The following is a 23,041-nucleotide window of genomic DNA, read 5'->3' on the forward strand; positions in this document are numbered from 1 at the left end:
CTTGCATGTGTTAGGCCTGCCGCCAGCGTTCAATCTGAGCCATGATCAAACTCTTCAGTTCAAACATCTTTGGGTTTTGAGAAAACCCTAAACTTGGCTCAGCAATCGCAAATAAACTCTTTGAATTCACGAAGAGTTACTTGTGACGCTGATAATCAGTTGACTATCAGTCTTACCTCACAAGCACCCACACGAATTGCTTGATTCAGTTGTTAAAGAACAGTTGGTTAAGTCTTTCGCCTCAACCGAGGCGCGCATTCTACAGCAGCCTCTCATTTCGTCAAGCGATTTCGAAAATTTCTTTTCTACTTCAACCGCTTGCGCTTCCGATCACCCTAGAGCATCTCGTCGGCGGGAGGCGAATTCTACAGCGTTTCAAACCGCTGTCAACCACCTCATTCAACCGCTTTCGATCGCTCCAGCAGACCGACCAACAAGACCCAAACACCGCCCTGTCAGCCCGGCGCATTCTACACAGCTTACGCTGCTTTGCAACCCCTCTTTTAAAGCTAACTTCTTGTTATCTAAGAAGTTTTCCGAGATGTCTGCGCCGGAAGTGGTGCGCATTATAGGCCCAGCAAATTCACCGTCAAGCACTTATTGAAAGCCTTTCCATCCAAAACCGAATATTAGCGTGACTCGGCACTCCCTCGGGAGAAGCTACTGCTAAGCAACTCCAAGCTCCTCTATATATAGAGAAGAGCCATGCATTCAAAACAGGCTTTGCACTAGCCGTGGCGACGCTGTAGCTGAGTACACTGAGCACCCTGGTGATGCCCAGATAAGCAGAAGCATCCTTTACTGACGTTTTGCCCGCTCTTGCAGGTAGGCCACTACGTCAGGTTGTGCGCCGGAAAACTCGATTCGGCTGCCCTTGCTTTCGCGCTGGAAGGCGTACATGGGGTCGTAGTACTCCTTCAGCAATACTTCGATCCAGTCGCGATGCAACTCAACCGCGCCACTGCGCTGCTGCTCAAGCAGGGCGTCTTGCATGATCGTCGCCAGCCGTTGGTAGCGCTCGCCGCCCAAGCGCTTGAGGATATTCGCCAGACTCTGCTGCAGCCGCTCGGCAAAGCGTACGAAGCCGTGTTCGTCACCATGCTCGGCGATGAACTCGGCGCAAAGGTCGATCACATAGTCGCGCAGAATGCGTTCGACGCGGCCTTCGAGGCTGTCCTCCAGCCACACCATCGGGTAGTGCTGCATGCCCTGATACAGTTCCAGCGGTTGCGAGCAACTGCCCACCGTACGGCCTTCGTCCTCCAACACGAACCGCTCTATCCCGGCCGCCCGCTTTTTCAGAATATCCACCGCCAGGCGGTTCTCGAAGTCGATCTGCGCCGGCTGCCCAGTTACCCGTTTGCCGAAGCTGGAACCACGATGATTGGCGTGGCCTTCCAGATCCAGGCCATTGGCCAGTTGGCTCAGCGCCTCGGTCTTGCCGGTGCCGGTGAGGCCACCGATCAGGACGAAATCGCACTGCGCCACGGCCTGCTCAGTGATCTCCAGCAGGAAGGTCCGCATGGCTTTGTAACCGCCGATCACCCGTGGGTAGTCGATGCCCGCCTCGCTCTTCAACCATTGCTGGACGATTTGCGAGCGCAGGCCGCCGCGAAAGCAGTACAGGTAACCCTCGGGATTGGCGCGGGCGAACGCGGCCCAGGCTTCGACCCGCTCCGCCTTGAGCTGGCCGGCGACCAGTTGGTGCCCCAGTTCGATGGCGGCTTGCTGGCCGTGCTGCTTGTAGCAGGTGCCGACCTTTTGCCGTTCCATGTCATTCATCAACGGCAGGTTGAGCACCCCAGGGAACGCGCCCTTGTGGAACTCCACCGGGGCACGGGCGTCCATCATCGGCGTGTCATTGAGGAAGAGTTCGCGGTAATTCGACGTGTTCTCGCGCATCAGCACACCTCGACCGCGTAGCGCTGTCGCTCAAGCATCTGGCCAATCGGCGCAAGCGTCAGCCCCAGCTCAGCGGCTACCGCCAAGAACTCGGCTTCGCCTTCCGGCGTGACCGCGACCAGCAGCCCGCCGCTGGTTTGCGGATCGCACAGCAAGAGTTTCTGCGCCTCGGGCAGCGGAGCGATCTTCTCGCCATAGCTTTCGAAGTTGCGATGAGTACCACCCGGTACGCAACCTTCGCCCAAGTAATACTCGACACCAGGTAAACGTGGCACCGCGGCGAATTCAAGTCGAGCGGTCAGCGCACTGCCGTCGGCCATTTCGAGTAGATGGCCGAGCAGGCCAAAGCCGGTGACGTCGGTCATGGCCTGCACGCCGGCGAGCTTGCCGAAACGGCTGCCGGGCTTGTTCAGGGTGCACATCCAGTCACGGGCCAGCCCCACATCCTCGGCCCGCAGTTTGGCCTTTTTCTCGGCCGTGGTGAGGATGCCGATGCCCAGAGGTTTGCTCAGGTAGAGTTTGCAGCCCACCGTCGCGGTGTTATTGCGCTTCATATGGCGCTTTTCCACCACCCCGGTGACCGCCAGGCCGAAGATCGGCTCGGGCGCGTCGATCGAGTGCCCGCCGGCCAGCGGAATGCCTGCGGCCTCACAGGCGGCGCGGCCACCGGCGATAACCTCACGCGCCACCTCGGGCGCCAGCACGTTGACCGGCCAGCCAAGGATGGCAATGGCCATCAACGGGTCGCCGCCCATGGCATAGATATCGCTGATCGCATTGGTCGCAGCGATACGGCCAAAATCGAAGGGGTCATCGACGATCGGCATAAAGAAGTCGGTGGTGGATACCACCCCGCGCTCATCATCCAGGGCATAAACCGCCGCATCGTCACGCGAAGCGTTGCCGACCCAGAGCTTCGGGTCGAGGTTTTGCGCACCGCTGCCGGCCAGTATCACGTCCAACACCTTGGGCGAGATCTTGCATCCACAACCGGCGCCGTGGCTGTACTGGGTCAAGCGGATCGATTCGCTCATCGGGGATTTTCTCGCTACAGGCAACAGGGGGCGGATTTTAGTGTGCTGCCTCAAAAATAGCTGTTCAATTTTGGCGGCGTCTTTTGCCGTCATACCGCGTTGCCTCTCCTCGCCATAGTTGGGCTATGACTCGTCGCGGCGTATTGTCTGGCAACAAAATCCACTCGCCAACTCTTGAACGTATTTCAGAGACAGCACACTGCAAAGTACAAGGGCTAAGCCTTAGCGTACGGAAGATTGCCCGCGCAGGCCCACTGCCCCCTATAATCGCCGGCTTTTTCCGCTATTTAACCGGAGAACCCCCATGTTCAAACGTACCTTGGCGCTCGCCGCCGGCTTTGCCCTGACCCTGTCCGCCGTATCCAGTTTTGCCGCTGAGACCCTGAAAGTCTCGGCCATACCCGACGAAGCGCCGACTGAACTGTTGCGTAAGTTCAAACCACTGGGCGCCTATCTGGAGCAGCAGCTCGGCATGCAGGTTGAGTTTGTCCCGGTATCCGACTATGCCGCCGTGGTCGAAGCGCTGGCCGCCGACCGCATCGATATGGCCTGGCTGGGCGGTTTCACCTTCGTCCAGACGCGGCTGAAGACTGGCAATGCCGTTCCGCTGGTACAGCGTGAGCAGGACGAGAAATTCACCAGCAAGTTCATCAGCGCAGATCCGCAGATCAAGACCCTGCAGGACCTGAAGGGCAAAACCTTCGCCTTCGGTTCGGTCTCCTCCACCTCCGGCAGCCTGATGCCGCGCTATTTCATGCTTAAAGATGGGATCAACCCGGAAGAGTTCTTCAGCCGCGTGGCCTATTCCGGCGCCCATGATGCCACCGTAGCCTGGGTGCAAGCAGGCAAGGTCGATGGCGGCGTGCTCAACGCCTCGGTCTGGGACAAATTGATCGCCAGCGGCAAGGTCGACACGCAAAAAGTCAAAGTCTTCGCCACCACCCCGCCTTACTACGATTACAACTGGACGGTACGCGGCAGCCTCGACCCGGCACTGGCCGAGAAGATCAAAACCGCCTTCCTCGCCTTGGACCCAGCTAATCCAGAGCAAAAGGCGATTCTCGATCTGCAGGCCGCCAGCCGCTTCATCGCCACCAAGCCGGAAAACTACCAAGGCATCGAGGAAGCAGCCCGCGCCGCCGGCCTGTTGAAGTGATCATTCGCCTGAGCGCGGCAACCCTGCGCCACACCAACGGTCAGGTGGCCCTGAACGGGATAGACCTGAACGTCGAGCATGGCGAACGAGTTGCCGTTATCGGGCCATCCGGTGCCGGCAAAACCAGTTTGCTGCACCTGCTGGCCACGGCCGCGCGACCCTCTAGCGGGCAACTCGAACTGTTCGGCGAGTCGCCTTGGGCGTTGTCCGGCGCGGCGCGGCAAAGCCTGCGCAGGCGCATCGGCCTGATTCATCAAGCACCGCCCCTGCCCCCTCGGCAACGGGTGGTGACGGCGGTGCTGGCCGGCAAACTCGGTCAATGGGGGTTGTTCAAAGGCCTCCTCAACCTGCTCCACCCTCTGGACGTTGCCGGTGTGCGGACAACGCTCGGACGACTGGATCTGGCGGATAAACTCTTCCAGCGCTGCGCCGAGCTTTCCGGTGGCCAGTTGCAACGCGTCGGAGTTGCCCGCGTGCTCTATCAGGCACCGCAGTTGCTGCTCGCCGACGAGCCTGTCTCGGCCATGGACCCGGTGCTGGCCGAGCATACCCTCGGCGAGCTCTGCCAGCATGCCGCCGCCCACAAGGTCACCTTGCTCGCCAGCTTGCATGCCGTCGACCTGGCACTGGCACTCTTCCCGCGGATCATCGGGGTGCGCGACGGACGGATTGTTTTCGACCTTGCAGCCAAGGAGGTCACCCCAGCCCAGCTCGATGCGCTGTATGCCAACGAGCAACTGAACCCCTTGCCGGCATCGCCTGTACCGGCCCCTATCACCCTGCATATTCCGCGATGCTGAGTTCGGCTACTCGCGACCCCGCCGGCCTGCCACGGCTACTGCTGACGCTGTTGGCCGTCGCGCTGCTGTGGCCCGGGATTCGGCTCAGCGAATTGAATCCACTGGTGCTGTTCGACCGCGCTAACACCCACAACATGGGCCAGTTCGTCGCGGCCTTCTGGCCACCGACCCATGACACCGAGTTTCTGCAACTACTCTGGCCGGCCACCCTGCAAACCCTGGCTATCGCCACCGCCGGTATGTGCCTGGCCTTGTTGATCGCTTTGCCGGCAGCCCTATTGGCCAGTCGCGCCCTGTCACTCTCGGCCGTGCCTCGGGGCGGCAATCCCAGTTGGCCGGCCCGACTCCTGCGCTGGCCGCCACGCGGCGTGCTGATCTTCCTGCGCAGCGTGCCGGAAATCGTCTGGGCCCTGCTCTTCGTACGGGCCGTGGGCCTCGGCCCAACCGCCGGCGTACTGGCCATTGCCATCACCTACGGCGGCATGCTCGGCAAGGTCTATGCCGAGATTTTCGAGTCGGTCGACCAACGGCCGGCGCGGGCACTGATGATCGCCGGCAGCAGCCGTCTGGACGCCTTCCTCTACGGCATCCTGCCCAACGCCGCAGCGGAAATGCTGTCCTACACCATCTACCGCTGGGAGTGCGCGATCCGCGCGTCGGTGGTGATGGGCTTCGTCGGGGCCGGCGGGCTTGGCCAGCAGATCGATTTATCCCTGCGCATGTTTGCCGGCGGCGAAGTGGCCAGCCTGCTGCTGACCTTTCTCGGCCTGGTCTTGCTGGCCGATCAACTCAGCCGGCTGTTGCGGGTAAGGCTGACATGAACCGCGCGCTCAATCTTCTGCTGCTGTTGGCGATCGGCAGCGCCATGCTGGCATCCTTCCTCTATCTCGACATCGATCTCAGCGCCCTGTTTGGTGGCGACAGCCTGCAGCAAATGGCCGGCTATGCCCGGCGCTTCCTTGAGCCGGACCTTAGCCGCGCGCATCTCAGCGCTATCGCTCGCGGCGCCCTGGAAACCCTGGCCATGTCGGCACTCGGCACACTGCTGGCAGCGCTGCTCGGCTTGCTCCTCGCACTACCCGCCGCCAAGCGCTTCGGCTGGCTGGCCCAGAGCGCCGCGCGGCTGCTGCTCAATGCCTTGCGCGCCATACCCGAATTGGTCTGGGCCGCCTTGATGGTGCTGGCCGCAGGGCTGGGGCCGAACGCCGGCACCCTGGCGCTGGCGCTGCACACCTCGGGCGTACTCGGCCGGCTGTTTGCCGAGGCACTGGAAAACGCCCCACCCGGGCCTGCCGAAGCCATTCGCCTGAACGGCGGCAGTCAGGTTGCAGCCTTCTGTTACGGCACCCTGCCGGGCGTCTGGCCACAACTGTTGGCCTACACCCTGTATCGCTGGGAAAACAATATCCGCATGGCCAGCGTGCTCGGTTTCGTCGGCGCTGGCGGCCTCGGGCAGATGCTCTATATGAGCCTCAGCCTGTTCCAGGAAGCACAGGCCAGCAGCGTGATCCTGGCCATGTTGCTCCTGGTTCTGGGCGTGGATGCGTTGAGTAGCTGGGGGCGGCAGCGCTGGGTGAATGCCTGACAGGCCGTTGAAAAACTACTGCGCTAGGCTAAGCGGCGTTGAAATCAGTCTCAAAATGCTCATTTACAGCGCGTAAACTGCGCTTTTTCGACTGATTTCGCCTTGCCTAGCCGTCGCTCGCTACGTTTTTCAACGGCCTGTTAACCTGAGTAAGCCCCAAGCCAAGCAACCCCCACAGAGCAGATCGAGCCAGGAAGCCGCGGACTCAGCGCAACCGCTCAAGCATCTGGTAGTACCACATGCCCACGGCCATCATCTGATTGCCCAGCCAGGCGCCAACCGGCAGGCGGATATGGCTGACACCGGCAAAGGTATCGAACTTCTCCAGCGATCCGGTGACGGCATTGGCCATGATTTCGCCGACTATATGGGTGGTGGCCACCCCGTGCCCCGAGTAGCCCTGGGCATACCAGACATTCTTTGAAAGTTTGCCTAGCTGCGGAATCCGGTTGATCACGATCCCCATCATGCCGCTCCACTGGAACTCGATCTCGACCCCCTTGAGCCTGGGGAACGTATGTTCGATCGCCGGGCGCAGTTCGGCTTCGATGTCGCGCGAATCACGGCCGGAATAGTTGGCACCACCGCCGAACAGCAGGCGTTTGTCGGCCGTCATGCGGTAATAATCCAAGACGAAGCGGCAGTCGTAAACGGCCAGGTCGTGAGGATTGAGCATGGCTGCGACCTCTTCCCCCAGCGGTTTGGTGACCACGATGCCACCCGAGGCCGGAAAGATCATCCCACCCATCTTCCGCTGTTCGAGCTTGTGGTAGGCGTTACCGGCGAGGATCACCGAGTTGGCGGTGATCCGCCCATGCTCGGTCACCACCACCGGCAGATCGTTGTGGATAATCTCCACGACCGGCGAATTTTCGAAAATCAGTGTGCCCAAGCTGGCGGCGGCCTTGGCTTCACCGATACACAGGTTCAGCGAGTGCAGATGCATGTTGCGCTTGTTATGCAGGGCACCATGATAGACATCGGTTTCCAGGTAATTCGGCATCTCACTGGCACTGATCATGCGCACATCGTCGCCCATGCCGCGACGTACCGCCTCGTCATAGTTGGCCTGCAGGCCTTCCATGTGGCTCGGTTTGTAGGCGGCGTGCAGGTGACCGTGCTTGAGGTCGCACTGGATGCCGTACTTGGCCACGCGCTTCTTGATGATTTCGTGCCCACGCCAGCGCAGGTTCCAGATGAAATCGTCGACATCGCCACCCAGCTTGGCGCGCATCTGTTTACGCATCGCCTCGTCACCGGACAGGCTGCCCGTGACCTGGCCGCCATTGCGACCGGTAGCGCCCCAGCCAATCTTCTTGGCTTCGATGATCGCCACTTTCAGGCCGCGCTCGGCCAGCTCGACCGCCGTCGAAACACCGGTAAAACCACCGCCTATGATCGCCACATCGACCCGCTGCTCGCCTTCCAGGCGCGGGTAGCTGGTTTCCTCATTGAGGGTGGCCGTGTAGTAAGAGTTGCAGCGCTGTGTAGTAGTCATAGCACTCAGGTTCCCACTTCTATTGTCGCTGATACAAAGCCTGAAACGGCGCCAGAGCAGTGCTGCAAAGGCCAGCCGAATTCAGGCTCCCGATTGATTTAGCTTCTCGGCTCAAAGAGCCGGCTCGTAGGCCATCGCCTGGGAGCAGACCGGGGCATAGTCACCTGCCCCGCTCAGCACTCGACAACCAACCAGCGCCTATCACGCCTGCTGCAGATACCAGCGCCAGTCTTGCTCGCCTACCTCGCCCATAAACTGCCGGTACTCGGCACGTTTGACCGCGAGGTAGACCCGCAGAAACTCGTCACCCAGGGCATCGCGGGCCCAGGCGGAGTTTTCCAGCGCGCGCAAGGTGGTCAGCCAGTCCGTCGGTAAAACCTCCTTGGCCTGGGCGTAACCGTTGCCCTCGATAGGCGCGCCGGGGTCGAGCTGTTCGCGGATGCCGCGGTGGATACCGGCAAGGATCGCGGCGGCGGCCAGATAAGGGTTGGCATCGGCGCCGCAAATGCGGTGCTCGATGTGCCGGCTGTTCGCCGGGCCACCCGGCACACGCAGGCTCACGGTGCGATTGTCCACGCCCCAGGTCGGCGCCAGCGGCGCGTAGCTGTTGGCCTGGAAGCGGCGGTAGGAGTTGGCGTTGGGGCAAAAGAACAGCAGCGAATCGAGTAGCGTGGCAAGCATGCCGCCAATCGCCTGCTTGAGCAGCGGCGTACCCTCCGGCGCCTCGCTGGCGAACAGATTGTTACCCAGCTCATCCGCCAGGCTGACGTGCATGTGCATGCCCGTGCCGGCGATATGATCGAAGGGTTTGGCCATGAAACAGGCAATCATCCCGTGCTTGTGCGCCACGCCTTTGACCAGGCGCTTGTAGCGTACGGCTTCGTCCATCGCCTGCAGGGCATCGGCACGATGCTCCAGGGTGATTTCCACCTGACCGGGGGCATATTCGGAGATCGCAGTACGTGCGGGTATACCTTGCGCCTTGCACGCGGCATACAGGTCCGCGAGGAACGGTTCGATCTGCTCGAGTTCGCGCAAACCATAGACTTGCGTGCTGTGGGGGCGGCCGCCATCGGCATCCAGCGCCGGCTGTGGTCGGCCATTGCTGTCGCGTTTCTGGTCGAGCAAGTAGAACTCCAGCTCGGCCGCCATGATCGGGTAATAACCATCGGCCTTGAGTTCGTCGATTACCTTGGCCAGTAGCCGCCGCGGGTCAGCCACCGCAGCCGGCATGCCCTGTTGCGGGTGCATGCTGACCTGCACCGCCGCGGTCGGCATCAGCCGCCAAGGCAGGCGGGTCAGGCTACCGGACAGCGGATAGGCGCGGCAGTCGATATCACCGACATCCCAGACCAAACCGGAGTTCTCGACATCCTCGCCATTGACCGTCAGCCCAAGAATGGTGCTTGGCAACGGCCGCCCCGTTTCATAAACCGCCAACAACTCATCGCGATGCAGCAACTTGCCGCGTGGCACACCGTTGTTGTCGAGGATAAACAGCTCAAAAGCCTCGATATCGGGGTTCTGTTCGAGGAAGTTCAGGGCTTCTTGCGGTGTGGCAAAGCTCATGGGGACTCTCTTGTTATCGCGTCGTCTTGACGTTCACGGTGCATAACCTGCGGGTACGCGCAGGCCGGATCTGCCCATGCAAGGAGATCGGGTTACCGGGCTGCCGGAGAATGCACGCGGGAAACGGCGCTGCTGTTGTGCAGGCGCAGGTTCAGGTAGCGGACAGGGCGAGTTGCCTGTCAGAGGCTCGAAACGTCAGGCGGCCGCGCATGGCGGCAGTGCCACAATGCCCAAAACGCTAATTCAAGAGGAAGGGAGGTACTCAATTGGAATCGCTCTGCTCAACAGTTTGCGGTGGCTTATGGTTGCTGAAAGCAGCGGGCAACAAAGGAACGCTTGAGGCGATATCCCTGTAGCCAAGCTGCTTGAGGCGAAGGTGCCAAGGCAAGCGTGTGGCGAGCAGAATCACACAACAGTTAAGCGGCGTTAAATCTAATTTTATCTATGCTTGGTTATTGCAATGCTAAACATTGATTAGCTATGCGGCTTTCCACCTTGGGCCATCCAGGCCGCTTCGCTGTGAGTGTAGGAGCGAATTCATTCGCGATGGGGCAGCACCGAGTCGCTCTTGTTCGCGGCGCAGCAGCCGTTCCTGACGGCTCGCTGCACTTCCCACGTCCCTGTGGGTCGTAAATCCGCTCCTACAGGATGCCGAGCGACGACTGCATGGATGCAGGAGGTAGAGCAATGCCGGGAGCAATTGCCGAGCCACGCAGGGACAAGGACGTCCCTACGTGGGGGGGCCGCCTAGGCCGTGCCCCCGGAACAGTGCCGGGAACAAGGGTGCCCAAGGCCGTTACTTGCCGCCCTTGAGGGTGGTGTAGCTGGTGATCAGGTTACGGTAGTCGGGAATATGGTTGGAGAACAGCGTCCCCAGCCCTTCGACATCGTTGCGCCAATCCCGATGCAGTTCGCAGGCCAGACCGAACCAAGTCATCAGTTGCGCGCCGGCAGCGGTCATGCGGTGCCAGGCCGACTCGCGGGTGACTTCATTGAAGGTGCCCGAGGCATCGGTAACCACGAATACGTCGAAACCCGCTTCAATCGCCGAGAGCGCCGGGAAAGCCACGCAGACTTCGGTGACCACGCCGGCAATGATCAGTTGCTTCTTGCCGGTGGCTTTCACTGCCTTGACGAAGTCTTCGTTGTCCCAGGCGTTGATCTGGCCGGGACGGGCGATGTAAGGCGCCTCCGGGAACAGTGCCTTGAGCTCAGGAACCAGCGGGCCGTTGGGGCCATCCTCGAAGCTGGTGGTCAGAATGGTCGGCAACTTGAAGTACTTGGCCAGATCGGCCAAAGCCAGCACGTTGTTCTTGAACCTGTCCGGGTCCAAATCGCGCACCAGCGACAGCAGGCCCGTCTGGTGATCCACCAACAGTACCGCAGCCTGGTTTTTGTCGAGGCGTTTGTAGGGAGTGCTCATGATCAGTCTCCTTGCATCTTTTTTAGGGAAGTCCGCCAGCCGGATTGCGCCATGACAACCAGGCTGTGCGGGTCGTGCCACGTATTACGGATCATGCTGTGCGGGAGTGGCCAGACAGGACGAAGCGACCGATGCGGCCCACACCTCCTCTGTTAGCCGGTCTATCCAGACTAGTCAGCTGCCAGGGCCCGGATGCGGCGATCAGTTGCTCATTCGTCCTAAACTGCCGTTATTGAAGTCCTCTATCGCCTGCTCGATTTCCTCCCGACTGTTCATCACGAAAGGCCCGTAACCGACTATAGGTTCGTCTATGGGTTCGCCATCCAGCAGCAGCACCATGGCCTCGTTGTTGGCCTCCAGCTCCAGCTCGGCGCCGGCACGATCGAGCAAGACCATCTGCGCCTCCCTCGCCACCTGAGTACCGTTGACCAGCACACTGCCGCGCAGAACGATCAGCGCTGCGGTGCGCCCTTCCGGCAGGTTGAGCGCGACGCTCTTGCCGGCATGCAGACGAATATCCCAGACATCCATAGGCGTGAAAGTGCGCGCCGGGCCCTTGTGGCCGGCGTACTCCCCGGCAATCAGGCGCAGGCTGCCGGCGGCGTCCGGCAACTTCACGAGCGGAATGTCCTGATCGAGAAGGGTCTGGTAGCCCGGCTCGGCCAGCTTGTCCTTGGCCGGCAGGTTCACCCACAACTGCACCATTTCCAGGGTGCCGCCGCTGCGGGTGAACTCACGGGAGTGGAACTCTTCATGCAGGATGCCCGAGGCCGCGGTCATCCACTGCACATCGCCGGGGCCGATGCGCCCGCCGCTGCCGGTGGAGTCACGGTGCTCCAACTCGCCCTGGTAGACGATGGTCACAGTTTCAAAACCCCGATGCGGGTGTTGGCCGACGCCGCGCGGGCGTTGTGCCGGGGTGAAGTCGGCCGGGCCGGCGTAGTCCAGCATCAGGAATGGGCTGGTGTGTTTGCCCAAACTGTCGTAGGAAAACAGCGTGCGCACCGGGAAGCCATCGCCGACCCAATGCTGTTTGGGGCTGCTGTAGATACCGAGGATTTTTTTCATAGCGCTCTCCTTAACCAATGGAGACCACGATAGATCCGCAACACTGTGCCCGGTAGAGCCGATGTTTTACCCTCAGCGTTCTATTTGGTGAACGATGAGCTGGCGATGGACGACCTCAACGACCTCTACTTTTATGCCCAGGTGGTGGGACACGGCGGTTTCGCGCCGGCCGGCCGAGCGCTGAACACCCCCAAGTCGAAACTGAGCCGGCGCATCGCCCTGCTTGAGGAGCGCCTTAGCGTGCGCCTGATTCAGCGCTCCACGCGACGCTTTTCGGTCACCGAGATCGGTCAGGAGTATTACCGCCACTGCGTCGCCATGCTGGTCGAGGCGGACGCCGCGCGAGCAGTGATCGAGCGAACCCGCTCCGAACCGCAAGGCATTGTCAGGATGAGTTGCCCGACCGCGCTGCTGAACTTCCAGGTCGGCGAAGTCGTTAGCCGCTTCATGGTGGAAAACCCACGGGTACAGGTGCACCTTGAAGCCACCGATCGACATGTCGATGTCATCGGGGAAGGCCTCGATATCGCCCTGCGGGTTCGCTTTCCGCCGCTAGAGAACAGCGACCTGGTGATGCGAGTGCTCAGAGAGAGCCCACAACGACTGGTGGCCAGCCCCGCACTAGTGCACAGCCTGAATGTGCCCTTAGTCCCAGCCGACCTGGCTGGCCTGCCAAGCCTGGACTGGGGACCGGCGAACCGCGATCACGCCTGGTGCCTGGAAGGCCCAAACGGCGCCACCGCGCTGGTCCCGCACACTCCGCGGCTGGTGACGGACGACATGGCGACCCTGCGCCAAGCCGCCCTCCAGGGGGTTGGCGTGGTGCAACTGCCTTATATGGTGGTGATCAACGATTTGCAGCAAGGCACCCTGCTGAACATAGTCCCGGACTGGGCACCGCGTAGCGGCATCGTCCATGCCGTGTTCCCCTCACGGCGCGGCCTGCTGCCGTCGGTGCGCAGTCTGATCGACTATCTGGCGGATGAATTGCCCCAGTAACCTGGGGGCTGTAAAAGCACCTGGGCATCGTCGCCAGCAAGCCTGGAAAGACAAAAAACCCTCATCCGATATGAGTCGCCGCGCAGATGCTCTTGCGCTTGAAATCAACACGAGGCAGGTACGAGGTCGCACACAGGTGGCCAACTTTGATCCCCAGGAAGGAGGTCATCGGTGTGCTGGCACCGCCTAGCAGTCTGTGAGGGGGTTAGGTGTTGGGCACAGGGCCGGAAGTTCCCGGATGAAGTCGGTTGGCAACAGTGGGATCCAACGGGGCAAGCCACGGGTTGATGTGCAGATGCAATGGTTCTGTCGTCACCAAACTAAACACATCCTCCTCGAATAGTGTCGCGTTCACAGTGACCAGCTTCATGCAAAACCAGGATCTACGGGGCGACAAGAACCCTCATCCGGCACCCCGCGAGGTGTGCGACAGAAATGTCGCCTAATCTGTAGTTTGGCGCCAGCGGCACCGCCTTTGAATGCCGCAACAAAGGGGAGCTCACAAATGAAAATGCTACTCACGGCCGAGTTTCCACTTGAACCATTCAACTCGTTAGTCAGAAGCGGAAAGGCGGGCGAGATCATTGGACGCATTCTTGAATCAATCAAGCCGGAGACCGCCTACTTCACGGAGCAAGACGGAAAACGCGGCGGTATCTTTGTGATTAACGTACAAGATCCGTCTGATATACCGGCCTTTGCTGAGCCCTTCTTTCTTAACTTCCAGGCCAACTGCAAGTTCCGCATCTTGATGAGCCCGGAAGACTTACAAAAGGCTGGCTTGGAAGAGCTCGGAAAGAAGTGGGCCTAAGTGACGCCTCACTAAGCGCTCAAGGGGACGGGCGTGCCGCCCGCACGCCCTCAACTCAGGCGTTTGCCGTTCTGGAGGAACTCTGGATGAGTACTCATCTGGCTTTTTCTGCCCAGCGCGCTCGTCCACCCTGCTGAGCGCCATGCGCTTTGCCTCGATGCGGAGGGACTGAAATGAAATCCCGAACATCGGAACCCAGCGATGGGTTGGGTCCGTTCCCAGCTGGGCAAGACTTCTCGCTCGTCCTTGGCGGGCCGCTCTTCCAGCTTCTGATTCGGGCGCACCTGGCCGACGATACGCTGATGCTGGTGCGCCAACGCATCATCCTGATCTCGCTGCTTGTATGGCTGCCGCTCTTGGTGCTCTCAACGCTGGAAGGGCAGCTGCTCGGGGGGAGTGTGACCGTGCCCTTCCTGTTGGACATGGAAGCTCACGTCCGCTTCCTGGTGGCGATGCCTCTGTTGATCGCTGCCGAGCTTGTGGTGCACCGGCGCATGCGTTCCGTGGTGAAGGTATTCCTGGAGCGCCATTTGATTCCCGAAAGCGCCATGACGCGGTTCGATGCCGCCATCGCGTCGGCATTTCGACTGCGCAACTCGGTGTCCGCCGAGGTACTGCTAGTCGCCTTCGTGTATCTCGTCGGTATCCTGATCGTCTGGCAACATTACATCGCGCTCGACACCGTCACGTGGTACGCGACACCGTCCGTTGACGGCTCGGAGCTCTCGCTCGCGGGGATGTGGTATGGCTACGTGAGCCTGCCGATCTTCCAGTTCCTGCTGTGCCGCTGGTATTTCCGACTCTTCATCTGGGCGCGCTTTCTCTGGCAGGTGTCACGCATCGAGTTGAGCCTGGTTCCCTCGCATCCGGATCGCCTCGGCGGCCTGGGGTTTCTCTCCAATACAGCCCACGCCTTCGCCCTGCTTGCGGTAGCGCACGGCGCATTGCTGACCGGACACCTCGCCGGCCGCATTTTCTATCTAGGCGCCACACTGACCGAGTTCAAGGTCGAAATCGCCGCGACGGTCATTTTCCTGCTGTGCCTGGTCTTTGGCCCTCTCCTGGTGTTTACGCCTCAACTTGCTCAGGCGAAGCGCACGGGCCGGAGCGAATTTGGCACGCTGGCGGAGCGTTACGTGCGCGAGTTCGATACCAAGTGGCTGCGTGGCGGCGCGCCTGCCGATGAGCCGTTCGTGGGGAGCGCCGACATCCAGTCCCTCGCCGATCTGGGCAATAGTTACGAGGTGGTACGGAGCATGCGCCTCGCGCCTGTTACGAGGGACGCCATCCTCCAAATCGTGGTCGCCACACTGGCGCCGATCGTGCCGCTGGCACTGACCATGATGCCGCTGGAAGAACTGCTGAAAATGCTGGTGGGGGTGGTGTTTTAGGAAACCTCCAAGAGCAAATGCACCATGACATTACCTTGTGCCTCTGGTGCCGGCCGTGATTCGGCAAGTCCTGAAGCCCGACGTTAACTGGCCACCCACTCATCGAGTTCAACACGGCATAGAAAGAGAGATAAATGATGATGAAAACCACCAGCCTGATTGTGGCCGTGTTAGTGCTGATGCAGGGCTGTGCAATGGCGCCGCCGCGCCTGCCGGCGGTGCCGCACGAGTTGACGGCGAGAGCGGAGATCCCGGGCATGGCCGGGGTGCGTTATGTCGCGGGTGGCGACATGACAGAGTTGATTCGAGTCGGGTCTGAAGCGCTGCGGCGGGAGCAGGCTTACCTCGCGAAGCAGGGACACCAGGGGGCGCTCCCGCCGGCGGTTTATCTGGCGATTTCGGGCGGCGGTGACAATGGCGCCTTCACCGCGGGCTTGATGAATGGCTGGACGGCCACAGGAACGCGGCCTGAATTCAAACTCGTTACCGGCATCAGCACCGGCGCGCTGATTGCGCCTTTCGTCTTTCTCGGGCCGAAGTACGACGCAACGCTGAAGAAGGTCTATACCACCATATCCCCGAAAGACGTCCTCGAGCCGCGCAGCTTCCTCGCGGGTGTTTTGGGTGATGCGATGGCGGACAACGCACCGTTGTTGAAGCTGACGCGCAAATCGGTGGACGAGGACATGCTCAAGGCGATCGCCGCCGAGTACGCGAAGGGCCGCTTTCTGTTGATCGCCACCGCCGACCTCGATGCGCGCCGCCCCATCATCTGGGACATGGGAAAAATCGCGAGCTACGGCGGTCCCAAGGCATTGGACCTGTTCGTGAGAATCATGATCGCATCCGCCGCGATTCCGGGAGGCTTTCCGCCGACGATGTTCGATGTGGAAGTCGACGGCAAGGCCTACCAGGAAATGCACGTGGACGGCGGCATCATGGCGCAGGTATTCGCTTATCCGGCTGGGATCCGCATCAAAGAGCTGGCGGCAGCCGCCGGAGTCAGCCGCGAACGCAGGCTCTACGTGATACGCAACGCGCGGCTCGATCCGGACTGGGCGCAGGTCGAGCGCAGCACTATGAGCATCGCGGGGCGCTCGGTCGCCTCGTTGATCCACAGCCAAGGCATCGGCGACCTCTACCGGATCTATGCCATCGCCCAACGCGACGGCGTGGATTTCAACCTCGGGTTCATACCGTCGAGCTTCAACGCGCCCCACAAGGAAGAGTTCGACAACGAATACATGCGCAAGCTCTACGCCACCGGTTATGACTTGGCGTTGCAGGGCTTCCCGTGGCTCAAGGTGCCGCCCGGATTCGCTCCGCCGGGCGCTGCGGCAGCGGGGAAATAGCGAGCGCAGTGACGTCGCGCTTAGCCGGCGCATTCGGCGCAGGCAATTACCGCGACGCTGCGCTGCATGTCGCTGGCGCGAATTTTCACTGGGGCAACTGAGAGAAGGCCAGTGGAAACAGCCGCCAATGCAGCGGGTGAAATAGCAAATGGATCGCCCTGAGCGCGGGTGATGGTCTGGTCCGCTAACTACAGGTTGCAGGGGACATCCCTGTCGCCAGCACAACCCGGCAGGCTGAACGGACCGCACATCTCCCAATTACTTGAGGAGCGCCTGCATATCGCCGGTCATGCCCTCGATCGCCGCCTTGAAGTCATCGGCGCTAATCTCCTGGCTTTCATTTTCCAGAGTTTTGCCGAACACCTTGCGCATGACTTTCGCCACCGGCAAACCGGAGGCCGCATCGACAAAGTCGGCCTCGATGTATAGCTCGGTAGTCTGATCGCGATGGCCGGAGGCTGCGGAGGCTGCCCCCACCACCGCGGCCACCGGCACCACCTCATACCATTTCATGCCTTCGTTGGAGGCACTGACGCCGGTGATCGCCGCGCGCAGAATCAGGGTGCGAGAGCCGGCTGGCGCCGCCTGAAGAGTTGGTACTACCTGGTACTTCTGCGCCAGTACGCTCTTCGCGCTAGTGCTGGTGAACGCCTGCAACTCCTGCAAAGTTTGCAGGTTGACCCGCTCGTTCGGCTTAGGTGCGGGATACAACTCCAGCTGGTTGAACACCACAGTGGAATAAGCGCCAGGCGTGAAGCCCGGGGCCACCCAGCGCATGGCCTTCTGACCGCTCGGTGTAGTGACTTCCTGCAGCCCATCGTAACTGGGCAGGAAACCCGAATACTGCTCCTTCTCCGTCACTTTCGAGACACAACCTCCGAGCAGCAGGCTGCTCAATGCAACACCAACAAGCCATTTACGCGACATGTTCATGAGACTTTGTACTCCTGGGATTGGAACTTTCTACGCGATTGCCGGGCGTTAGAAACGCCAGGTCATATTGCCCGTCAGGGCTTGAATCCAGGCATTGCTGAACTGCCCAGAGGTGCGATCACCGGACAAGGATTTGCTCTGATCGATCGGCATGTCACCCAGCCAGACCATGACCCAGCTTTCGCTGTTTCATGCTTTAGCTCCTTAGCAGCTTCATGAATATCTCGAGGAAAGCCCACTACCTGCCCACCCGAAATACGGATCTCCCCACCAAGACTAGGTCTAGATGCCGAACTTTCCACTAAGGATTGCCTTGCCGGCATGCAAAGTGATGGCGTTGTAATGGCCAGCTTGCCAGGTATTCGCGGTAATCGTCGTATTGATCACTGCGCCCAACGTAGAGGTCGCCGGATAACCTGAGTAAAGATGCAGAGCTCAAAATACTTACGCTGAATCAACATCTGACTGCTGGCGGTGTCGCTCTTGGCGAGGATCCGTTTCCGCCACTTTTCGGGCAGCCCCTCCAACGCCATTCCAGCAAACTCGTCCGCGCTGAGCCTGAGGTATTCGCGGTGACTGTTGCGATGGTGCTGCAGCCAGTCAACCGCTTGTAACAGCGCGTCGTCCAGCGAGCAGGACTTGAGTGCGAGTACGTCCAGGTGCTGAAACAGTAACGAGCGCTTGCTGCGATATGGCTGCGACATGAACGGATAATAGTTGTTGCCGGCGAAAGCCATGCGCTCATCGCACTGGACGATCCAAGAGACAGAATCGCCCTCAAGGGTTTCGTCGACCTGTGCGAGTCGCTCATCCGACGGCAAAGGCACTTGCCGACCCCAAATAGGTAGTCCGTTCAGAACGTCTAAGAAAACAGATCAGACGGCCATCAATCGTCCCGCGTCAGCACTTCCAGCAGCTCGATCTCAAAGATCAGGTTTGAGTTCGGCTTGATGTGGGCACCGATCTCTCTTTCGCCATAGGCGAGGTGGGCCGGCACAAAGAGTTTGCGCTTGCCGCCGACTTTCATGCCCATGAGTCCCTGATCCCAGCCTTTGATCACGCGTCCGGTTCCGATGACGCACTGGAAAGGTTTGCCGCGATCGTAGGAGGAGTCGAACGTGGTTCCGTCCTCCAGAAAACCGTTGTACTGGCTGGTGATCAAAGCACCTTTGACCACTTCTTTGCCGTCGCCTAGTTGAATGTAAATAGCTCAGGAATATGGCATGCCAGAGGTGATGCGATCGTTGGCATTCCTTGTAGACCACCTTGCCCTGCGCGCTGAGGGACAGGCGATGGACAGAGACGGGCGGGCCCGGCGACTGGGGCTGCCACGAGCCTTGCTGGCGAATACGGGAAAGAGCGAGAGCCCTCGCCATCGCCTACTCTTAAAGCTGCTCCACGCAGCGAACTGGAGGGCGATTATGACAAGCCGGGGCAACCTCATTCCCGCCGGCTACCCCGGCGCGACTCCTTACCTGACGCTGCGCGATGCGGCCGCCGCCATCGACTTCTACTGCCAGGTCTTCGGCGCCTCCGAGACCATGCGGGTGGCGATAACGGCCCAGCAGCTGGGATCGAGCGGCCAACGGGCTGCCGTGTGATCCGCAGGCGGGCAGCGAGAGGCCGCAGGCGAACTGTCCTGCAGCATCTAGGCCTGCTGCATCCACGGAGGAGGCATGAACAAACCCAATATCAAGGCCCAGCGCCTGGTGGCGCTCTTCCTGCTGGGCGCGGCGCTGTTCAACTATCCGCTGCTGGCCCTATTCAACCGCACCGGCCTGGTGTGGGGGGTACCGGTTTTGTATGCCTATGTGTTTGCCGCCTGGCTGCTGCTGATCATGCTGCTGGCGCTGGTGATCGAGAAGAAGTAGCGGTCATCCGGGGCGAGCGTTGGTTGCGGCCGGCCAGGCCGGGGGACTGAAGCGTGCCTGCCTGGGTCATCGCGGCCGTCGCCGCCGCCTATCTCGGCCTGCTCTTCGCCATCGCCTATCGCGGCGATAAGGCCGCCGCGCTCGGCCACAGCCTGATCGCCAACCCCTATGTCTATTCGCTCTCGCTGGCGGTCTATGCCACTGCCTGGACCTTTTACGGCAGTGTCGGGCGTGCCGCCGACAGTGGCATCGGCTTCCTGCCCATCTACCTCGGCCCGACGGTAATGGCCGCGCTGTGGTGGGTGGTGTTGCGCAAGATCATCCGCATCGCCAAGGACAACCGCATCACCTCGCTGGCCGACTTCATCTCCTCGCGCTACGGCAAGAGCGCGGCGCTGGCCGGGCTGGTGACGGTGATCGCGGTGGTCGGCGTCATCCCCTACGTTTCCCTGCAGCTCAAAGCCATCTCCACCAGCTTCAACGTGTTGCGCGGCTATCCCGACATCCTGCCGCTGGCGCAGAAGGCGCCGGAAGCGGTTCTGGGCGACACTGCGTTTTATGTGGCCCTGATCCTGGCCGCCTTCACCATCGTTTTCGGCACCCGCCATCTGGACGCCGCCGAGCGCCACGAGGGTATGGTGGCGGCCATCGCCTTCGAGTCGCTGGTCAAGCTGCTGGCCTTCCTGGCGGTCGGGATCTTCGTCACCTGGGGGATGTACGACGGCCTGGCCGACCTCTTCGCCAGGGCGTCGGAGGTGCCGCGCATCGCCGAGGTGTTCATCATTGGCGGCGGATCGAGCGACGTGTACCACAACTGGGCCTCGCTGTTTTCACTGGCCTTTCTCTCCATGCTGGCGATCATGTTCCTGCCGCGGCAGTTCCAGGTGGCGGTGGTCGAGAACGTCGACGAGGCGCACCTGAACAAGGCGATCTGGCTATTTCCCCTCTACCTGCTCTTGTTCAACCTCTTCGTCCTGCCTATCGCCATCGGCGGCCTGCTGCATTTCGGCGACGGCGCAGTCAACCCCGATACCTTCGTCCTCACCCTGCCCATGTCCGGGCAGCAGGAGGCGCTGGCCCTGCTGGTCTTCATCGGGGGGGTCTCGGCGGCCACCGGGATGGTGATCGTCGAGTCCATCGCGCTCTCGACCATGGTCTGCAACGATCTGGTGATGCCCGCGCTGCTGCGCATCAAGGCCTTGCACCTGGCTGAGCGCGAGGATCTCTCCGGCCTGTTGCTGGCGATCCGCCGTGGCACCATAGTCGTCGGCCTGCTGCTCGGCTACGCCTACTACCGGCTGGCGGGCGAGGCCTATGCCCTGGTTTCCATTGGCCTGATTTCCTTCGCCGCCGTGGCCCAGTTCGCGCCGGCACTGCTCGGCGGCATCTACTGGAAAGGCGGCACACGCGCCGGGGCCCTGGCCGGACTTGGCGCCGGTTTCCTGGTGTGGGCCTATACCCTGATGCTGCCGGCCTTCGCTCGTTCCGGCTGGCTGCCGATGGACTTGCTCGAACAGGGCCCGTTCGCCATCGCGCTGCTGCGGCCGCTGAGCCTGTTCGGCCTGGAGGGGCTGGACGAGATCAGTCACGCCCTACTGTGGAGCATGCTGGCCAACGTCGGAGCCTACCTTACCGTGTCGATCCTCTCCGATCAGAGCGCGGTTGAGCAGACGCAGGCGACGCTCTTCGTCGATGTCTTCAAGCATGATCGTGGCGCCGAGCGCGTCTGGCGAGTCAGTGGCTCGCTGCCCGATCTCTACGCCCTGCTGGCACGCTTTCTCGGCGCGGGCAACGCCAAAGTGGCGTTTTCCGCTTATGCCCGACCGCGCGGGAGGGACTGGCCGCAGGAGATCGACGCCGAGTTGGCGCGCTATTGCGAGGCGCAGCTGGCCGGTGTCATCGGCGCCGCGTCGGCGCGGGTCTTGCTCGCCACGGTGGTCGAGGAAGAGCTGTTGCGCGACAGCCTGACCGGCTTGCCCAACCGGGCGCTGCTGCTGAGTCGGCTGGGCGATGCACTGGAGCGGATCAGGCTCGAATCCGGACGCGGCTTTGCCCTCCTGTTCCTCAACCTGGATCGCTTCCGGGTCATCACCGACAGCCTCGGCGCTGCCGCCGGTGACCAACTGCTGATCGCCGTGGCGCAACGCCTAGACGCCAGCCTGCGCCCTGGCGATACCGTCGCCCGCGTGGGCGGCGAGAATTTCGCCATCCTCCTCGACGAGGCGCGGGAGGAAGGCGAGGCGGTGCGCTTCGCCGACAAGTTGCAGGCCGCGCTGGCGGCCGGTTTCAACATCGAGGGGCACGAGCTGTTCACCTCCGCCAGCATCGGCATTGCCATCGGGCGGGCTAGCTATGTCGATCCGGGCGACATCCTGCGCGACGCCGATACGGCCAGCCACAGTGCACTGGAGCAGGGCGGAGCCTATTGCGAGGTGTTCGCGGCCGATATGCGGCAACGCGTCGTCGCGCTACTCGACATGGAAACCGAATTGCGCCAGGCGGTGCTGAAGGGGCAGCAGTTCCAGGTGTTCTACCAGCCCATCGTCGAACTGCGCACGGGCACGCTCGCCGGCTTCGAGGCGCTGGTGCGCATGCGCCGTCCCGACGGCAGCCTGGTGCAGCCGGGGGACTTCATCCCGCTGACCGAGGAAACCGGTCTCATCGTGCATATCGGCCGCTGGGTGCTGGGCGAGGCCTGCCGCCAGATGCGCGACTGGCAGCTGAAATGGCCGCGGCACTCGCCACTGCAGATAAGCGTGAACCTGGCCGGGCGGCAGTTCATCCAGCCCGACCTGATGCAGCAAATCGAGACGGTGCTGCAGGAAACCGGCCTCGATACCCATAGTCTCAAGCTGGAAGTCACCGAGACCGTGATCATGGAGCACGCCGAGGCGGCGGCGGCGGTGCTGGAGCAACTGCGCGCCATGGGGGTGAAGTTGCTGATGGACGATTTCGGCACCGGCTATTCCTCGCTGTCCTACCTGCACCGCTTCCCGGTCAACACGCTGAAGATCGACGCGTCCTTCGTGCGCCGCATGGACGTGGATCGCAAGAATGCGGACATCATCCAGACCATCGCCACCTTGGCGCATACCCTGGGCATGGACCTTATCGCCGAGGGGGTGGAGAGCGAAGGGCAGCTGGCCCAACTGCGCGGGCTGGGGGTCGAGTACGGCCAGGGCTACTACTTTTCCCGACCGCTCGATGCCGCCGCCGCCGAGCAGTTGATCGCCTCCGGGCGGTGCTGGTGACGAAGCATAGGAATAAAGCGCCTGTTGGCCGAAAGCCAGCCGCAAGCCAGGCCCGTTTTCACCCGGCAATTCCTGAAAATCGACGCCTCGATATTGTCGACAGGGTTGGCCACAGGCTCGTTCTTGCCATGACCAAGATGGTGGGTCATCTGGGCATCAAGGGCACGCTCGACCAGCATCTGGGTTAGCTGCTTGAGGATGTCGTTCTCGCCGATCAGGTCTTCGGGCTTCAGGTAGTTGGCCAGCAATCGGTTCAGCAACTCGTCAGGTACGGGGTGTTTCGGTCCAATATCACCAACTGGGACTCCGACGTCGGATATTTCAGCCGCGTCCTCCGCAAACACGCGCAAACGGAACAGTAACCAGCGTCCTGGGCGGACAGTGAACCGGGCCGGGTA

At 61.4% G+C, this 23,041-nt stretch carries 20 protein-coding genes and 2 pseudogenes; 11 read left to right on the forward strand and 11 right to left on the reverse strand.

Annotated features, from left to right (window positions below):
- Positions 1 to 798: 798 nt before the first annotated feature.
- Both mnmH and selD read right to left on the reverse strand, forming a co-directional pair.
- A complete protein-coding gene (gene mnmH / locus FFS12_RS18645) occupies positions 799 to 1,902 on the reverse strand; it encodes a tRNA 2-selenouridine(34) synthase MnmH (protein WP_137889075.1) in 1,104 nt (367 codons plus the stop codon).
- Entirely contained in the window at positions 1,902 to 2,936 is a 1,035-nt protein-coding gene (gene selD / locus FFS12_RS18650; protein WP_137889077.1) for a selenide, water dikinase SelD, read from the reverse strand. The genes mnmH and selD overlap by 1 nt, the downstream gene beginning before the upstream one ends.
- 304 nt (positions 2,937 to 3,240) lie before the next feature.
- On the opposite strand from selD, the gene FFS12_RS18655 reads away from it, so the two are divergent.
- From FFS12_RS18655 to phnE, 4 genes are read left to right on the forward strand one after another with little or no spacing between them, the layout of a single operon-like run.
- A complete protein-coding gene (locus FFS12_RS18655) occupies positions 3,241 to 4,092 on the forward strand; it encodes a putative selenate ABC transporter substrate-binding protein (protein WP_137889079.1) in 852 nt (283 codons plus the stop codon).
- Entirely contained in the window at positions 4,089 to 4,892 is an 804-nt protein-coding gene (locus tag FFS12_RS18660; RefSeq protein ID WP_137889081.1) for a phosphonate ABC transporter ATP-binding protein, read from the forward strand. The genes FFS12_RS18655 and FFS12_RS18660 overlap by 4 nt, the downstream gene beginning before the upstream one ends.
- Positions 4,886 to 5,713, forward strand: a complete 828-nt coding sequence (locus FFS12_RS18665; protein ID WP_137889083.1) for an ABC transporter permease — start codon at positions 4,886 to 4,888, stop codon at positions 5,711 to 5,713. The genes FFS12_RS18660 and FFS12_RS18665 overlap by 7 nt, the downstream gene beginning before the upstream one ends.
- Positions 5,710 to 6,477 (forward strand): phosphonate ABC transporter, permease protein PhnE, encoded by a 768-nt coding sequence (gene phnE, locus FFS12_RS18670; RefSeq protein WP_137889085.1) that lies wholly within the window; start codon positions 5,710 to 5,712, stop codon positions 6,475 to 6,477. The genes FFS12_RS18665 and phnE overlap by 4 nt, the downstream gene beginning before the upstream one ends.
- 205 nt (positions 6,478 to 6,682) lie before the next feature.
- Here phnE and FFS12_RS18675 read toward each other — a convergent pair whose 3' ends face one another.
- The 4 genes from FFS12_RS18675 to FFS12_RS18690 all read right to left on the reverse strand — a co-directional run bounded on the left by FFS12_RS18675 (position 6,683) and on the right by FFS12_RS18690 (position 12,035).
- Positions 6,683 to 7,975: an FAD-binding oxidoreductase gene (locus tag FFS12_RS18675; protein ID WP_137889087.1), complete on the reverse strand. Its 1,293-nt coding sequence runs from the start codon at positions 7,973 to 7,975 to the stop codon at positions 6,683 to 6,685.
- 201 nt (positions 7,976 to 8,176) lie between these two features.
- Positions 8,177 to 9,544, reverse strand: coding sequence for a glutamine synthetase family protein (locus tag FFS12_RS18680; protein WP_137819695.1), 1,368 nt, complete (start codon positions 9,542 to 9,544; stop codon positions 8,177 to 8,179).
- A 796-nt stretch (positions 9,545 to 10,340) separates the two neighbouring features.
- Entirely contained in the window at positions 10,341 to 10,967 is a 627-nt protein-coding gene (gene ycaC, locus FFS12_RS18685) for an isochorismate family cysteine hydrolase YcaC (protein ID WP_137889088.1), read from the reverse strand.
- Between the two features lie 201 nt (positions 10,968 to 11,168).
- Positions 11,169 to 12,035, reverse strand: a complete 867-nt coding sequence (locus tag FFS12_RS18690) for a pirin family protein (protein ID WP_137889090.1) — start codon at positions 12,033 to 12,035, stop codon at positions 11,169 to 11,171.
- 105 nt (positions 12,036 to 12,140) lie between these two features.
- Here FFS12_RS18690 and FFS12_RS18695 point away from each other — a divergent pair, with 105 nt between their 5' ends.
- From FFS12_RS18695 to FFS12_RS18710, 4 genes are all read left to right on the forward strand, one after another.
- On the forward strand, positions 12,141 to 13,034 hold the full coding sequence (locus FFS12_RS18695; protein WP_137889092.1) for a LysR family transcriptional regulator: 894 nt from the start codon (positions 12,141 to 12,143) through the stop codon (positions 13,032 to 13,034).
- A gap of 505 nt (positions 13,035 to 13,539) precedes the next feature.
- The gene (locus tag FFS12_RS18700) at positions 13,540 to 13,845 is read left to right on the forward strand and encodes a panthothenate synthetase (protein ID WP_137889094.1); all 306 of its coding nucleotides are present in this window, start codon (positions 13,540 to 13,542) and stop codon (positions 13,843 to 13,845) included.
- 173 nt (positions 13,846 to 14,018) lie between these two features.
- On the forward strand, positions 14,019 to 15,236 hold the full coding sequence (locus tag FFS12_RS18705) for a hypothetical protein (RefSeq protein WP_137889096.1): 1,218 nt from the start codon (positions 14,019 to 14,021) through the stop codon (positions 15,234 to 15,236).
- A gap of 134 nt (positions 15,237 to 15,370) precedes the next feature.
- Positions 15,371 to 16,588, forward strand: a complete 1,218-nt coding sequence (locus FFS12_RS18710; protein WP_171011919.1) for a patatin-like phospholipase family protein — start codon at positions 15,371 to 15,373, stop codon at positions 16,586 to 16,588.
- 258 nt (positions 16,589 to 16,846) lie between these two features.
- Here FFS12_RS18710 and FFS12_RS18715 read toward each other — a convergent pair whose 3' ends face one another.
- The 4 genes and pseudogenes from FFS12_RS18715 to FFS12_RS18730 form a co-directional block, all read right to left on the reverse strand.
- Positions 16,847 to 17,521: a DUF3313 domain-containing protein gene (locus tag FFS12_RS18715; protein ID WP_137889097.1), complete on the reverse strand. Its 675-nt coding sequence runs from the start codon at positions 17,519 to 17,521 to the stop codon at positions 16,847 to 16,849.
- A gap of 48 nt (positions 17,522 to 17,569) precedes the next feature.
- Positions 17,570 to 17,701: pseudogene (locus FFS12_RS18720) on the reverse strand (transporter); the annotation flags it as partial.
- A 203-nt stretch (positions 17,702 to 17,904) separates the two neighbouring features.
- Positions 17,905 to 18,348 (reverse strand): hypothetical protein, encoded by a 444-nt coding sequence (locus tag FFS12_RS18725; RefSeq protein WP_137889099.1) that lies wholly within the window; start codon positions 18,346 to 18,348, stop codon positions 17,905 to 17,907.
- A gap of 59 nt (positions 18,349 to 18,407) precedes the next feature.
- The gene (locus FFS12_RS18730; RefSeq protein WP_137889101.1) at positions 18,408 to 18,728 is read right to left on the reverse strand and encodes an FKBP-type peptidyl-prolyl cis-trans isomerase; all 321 of its coding nucleotides are present in this window, start codon (positions 18,726 to 18,728) and stop codon (positions 18,408 to 18,410) included.
- A gap of 214 nt (positions 18,729 to 18,942) precedes the next feature.
- Between FFS12_RS18730 and FFS12_RS18735 the strand changes: the two genes are divergently transcribed.
- From FFS12_RS18735 to FFS12_RS18745, 3 genes are all read left to right on the forward strand, one after another.
- A complete protein-coding gene (locus FFS12_RS18735) occupies positions 18,943 to 19,122 on the forward strand; it encodes a glyoxalase/bleomycin resistance/extradiol dioxygenase family protein (protein ID WP_137889103.1) in 180 nt (59 codons plus the stop codon).
- A gap of 75 nt (positions 19,123 to 19,197) precedes the next feature.
- Positions 19,198 to 19,392: a hypothetical protein gene (locus FFS12_RS18740; protein WP_119956468.1), complete on the forward strand. Its 195-nt coding sequence runs from the start codon at positions 19,198 to 19,200 to the stop codon at positions 19,390 to 19,392.
- Between the two features lie 53 nt (positions 19,393 to 19,445).
- A complete protein-coding gene (locus FFS12_RS18745; protein ID WP_137889105.1) occupies positions 19,446 to 22,643 on the forward strand; it encodes an EAL domain-containing protein in 3,198 nt (1,065 codons plus the stop codon).
- 92 nt (positions 22,644 to 22,735) lie between these two features.
- Here FFS12_RS18745 and FFS12_RS18750 read toward each other — a convergent pair.
- Positions 22,736 to 22,933 (reverse strand): annotated as a pseudogene (locus tag FFS12_RS18750) (IS256 family transposase); the annotation flags it as partial.
- Positions 22,934 to 23,041: the final 108 nt, after the last annotated feature.

It is taken from the genome of Pseudomonas sp. 2FE (assembly GCF_005503735.1).
In the GTDB taxonomy this organism is placed as follows: domain Bacteria; phylum Pseudomonadota; class Gammaproteobacteria; order Pseudomonadales; family Pseudomonadaceae; genus Aquipseudomonas.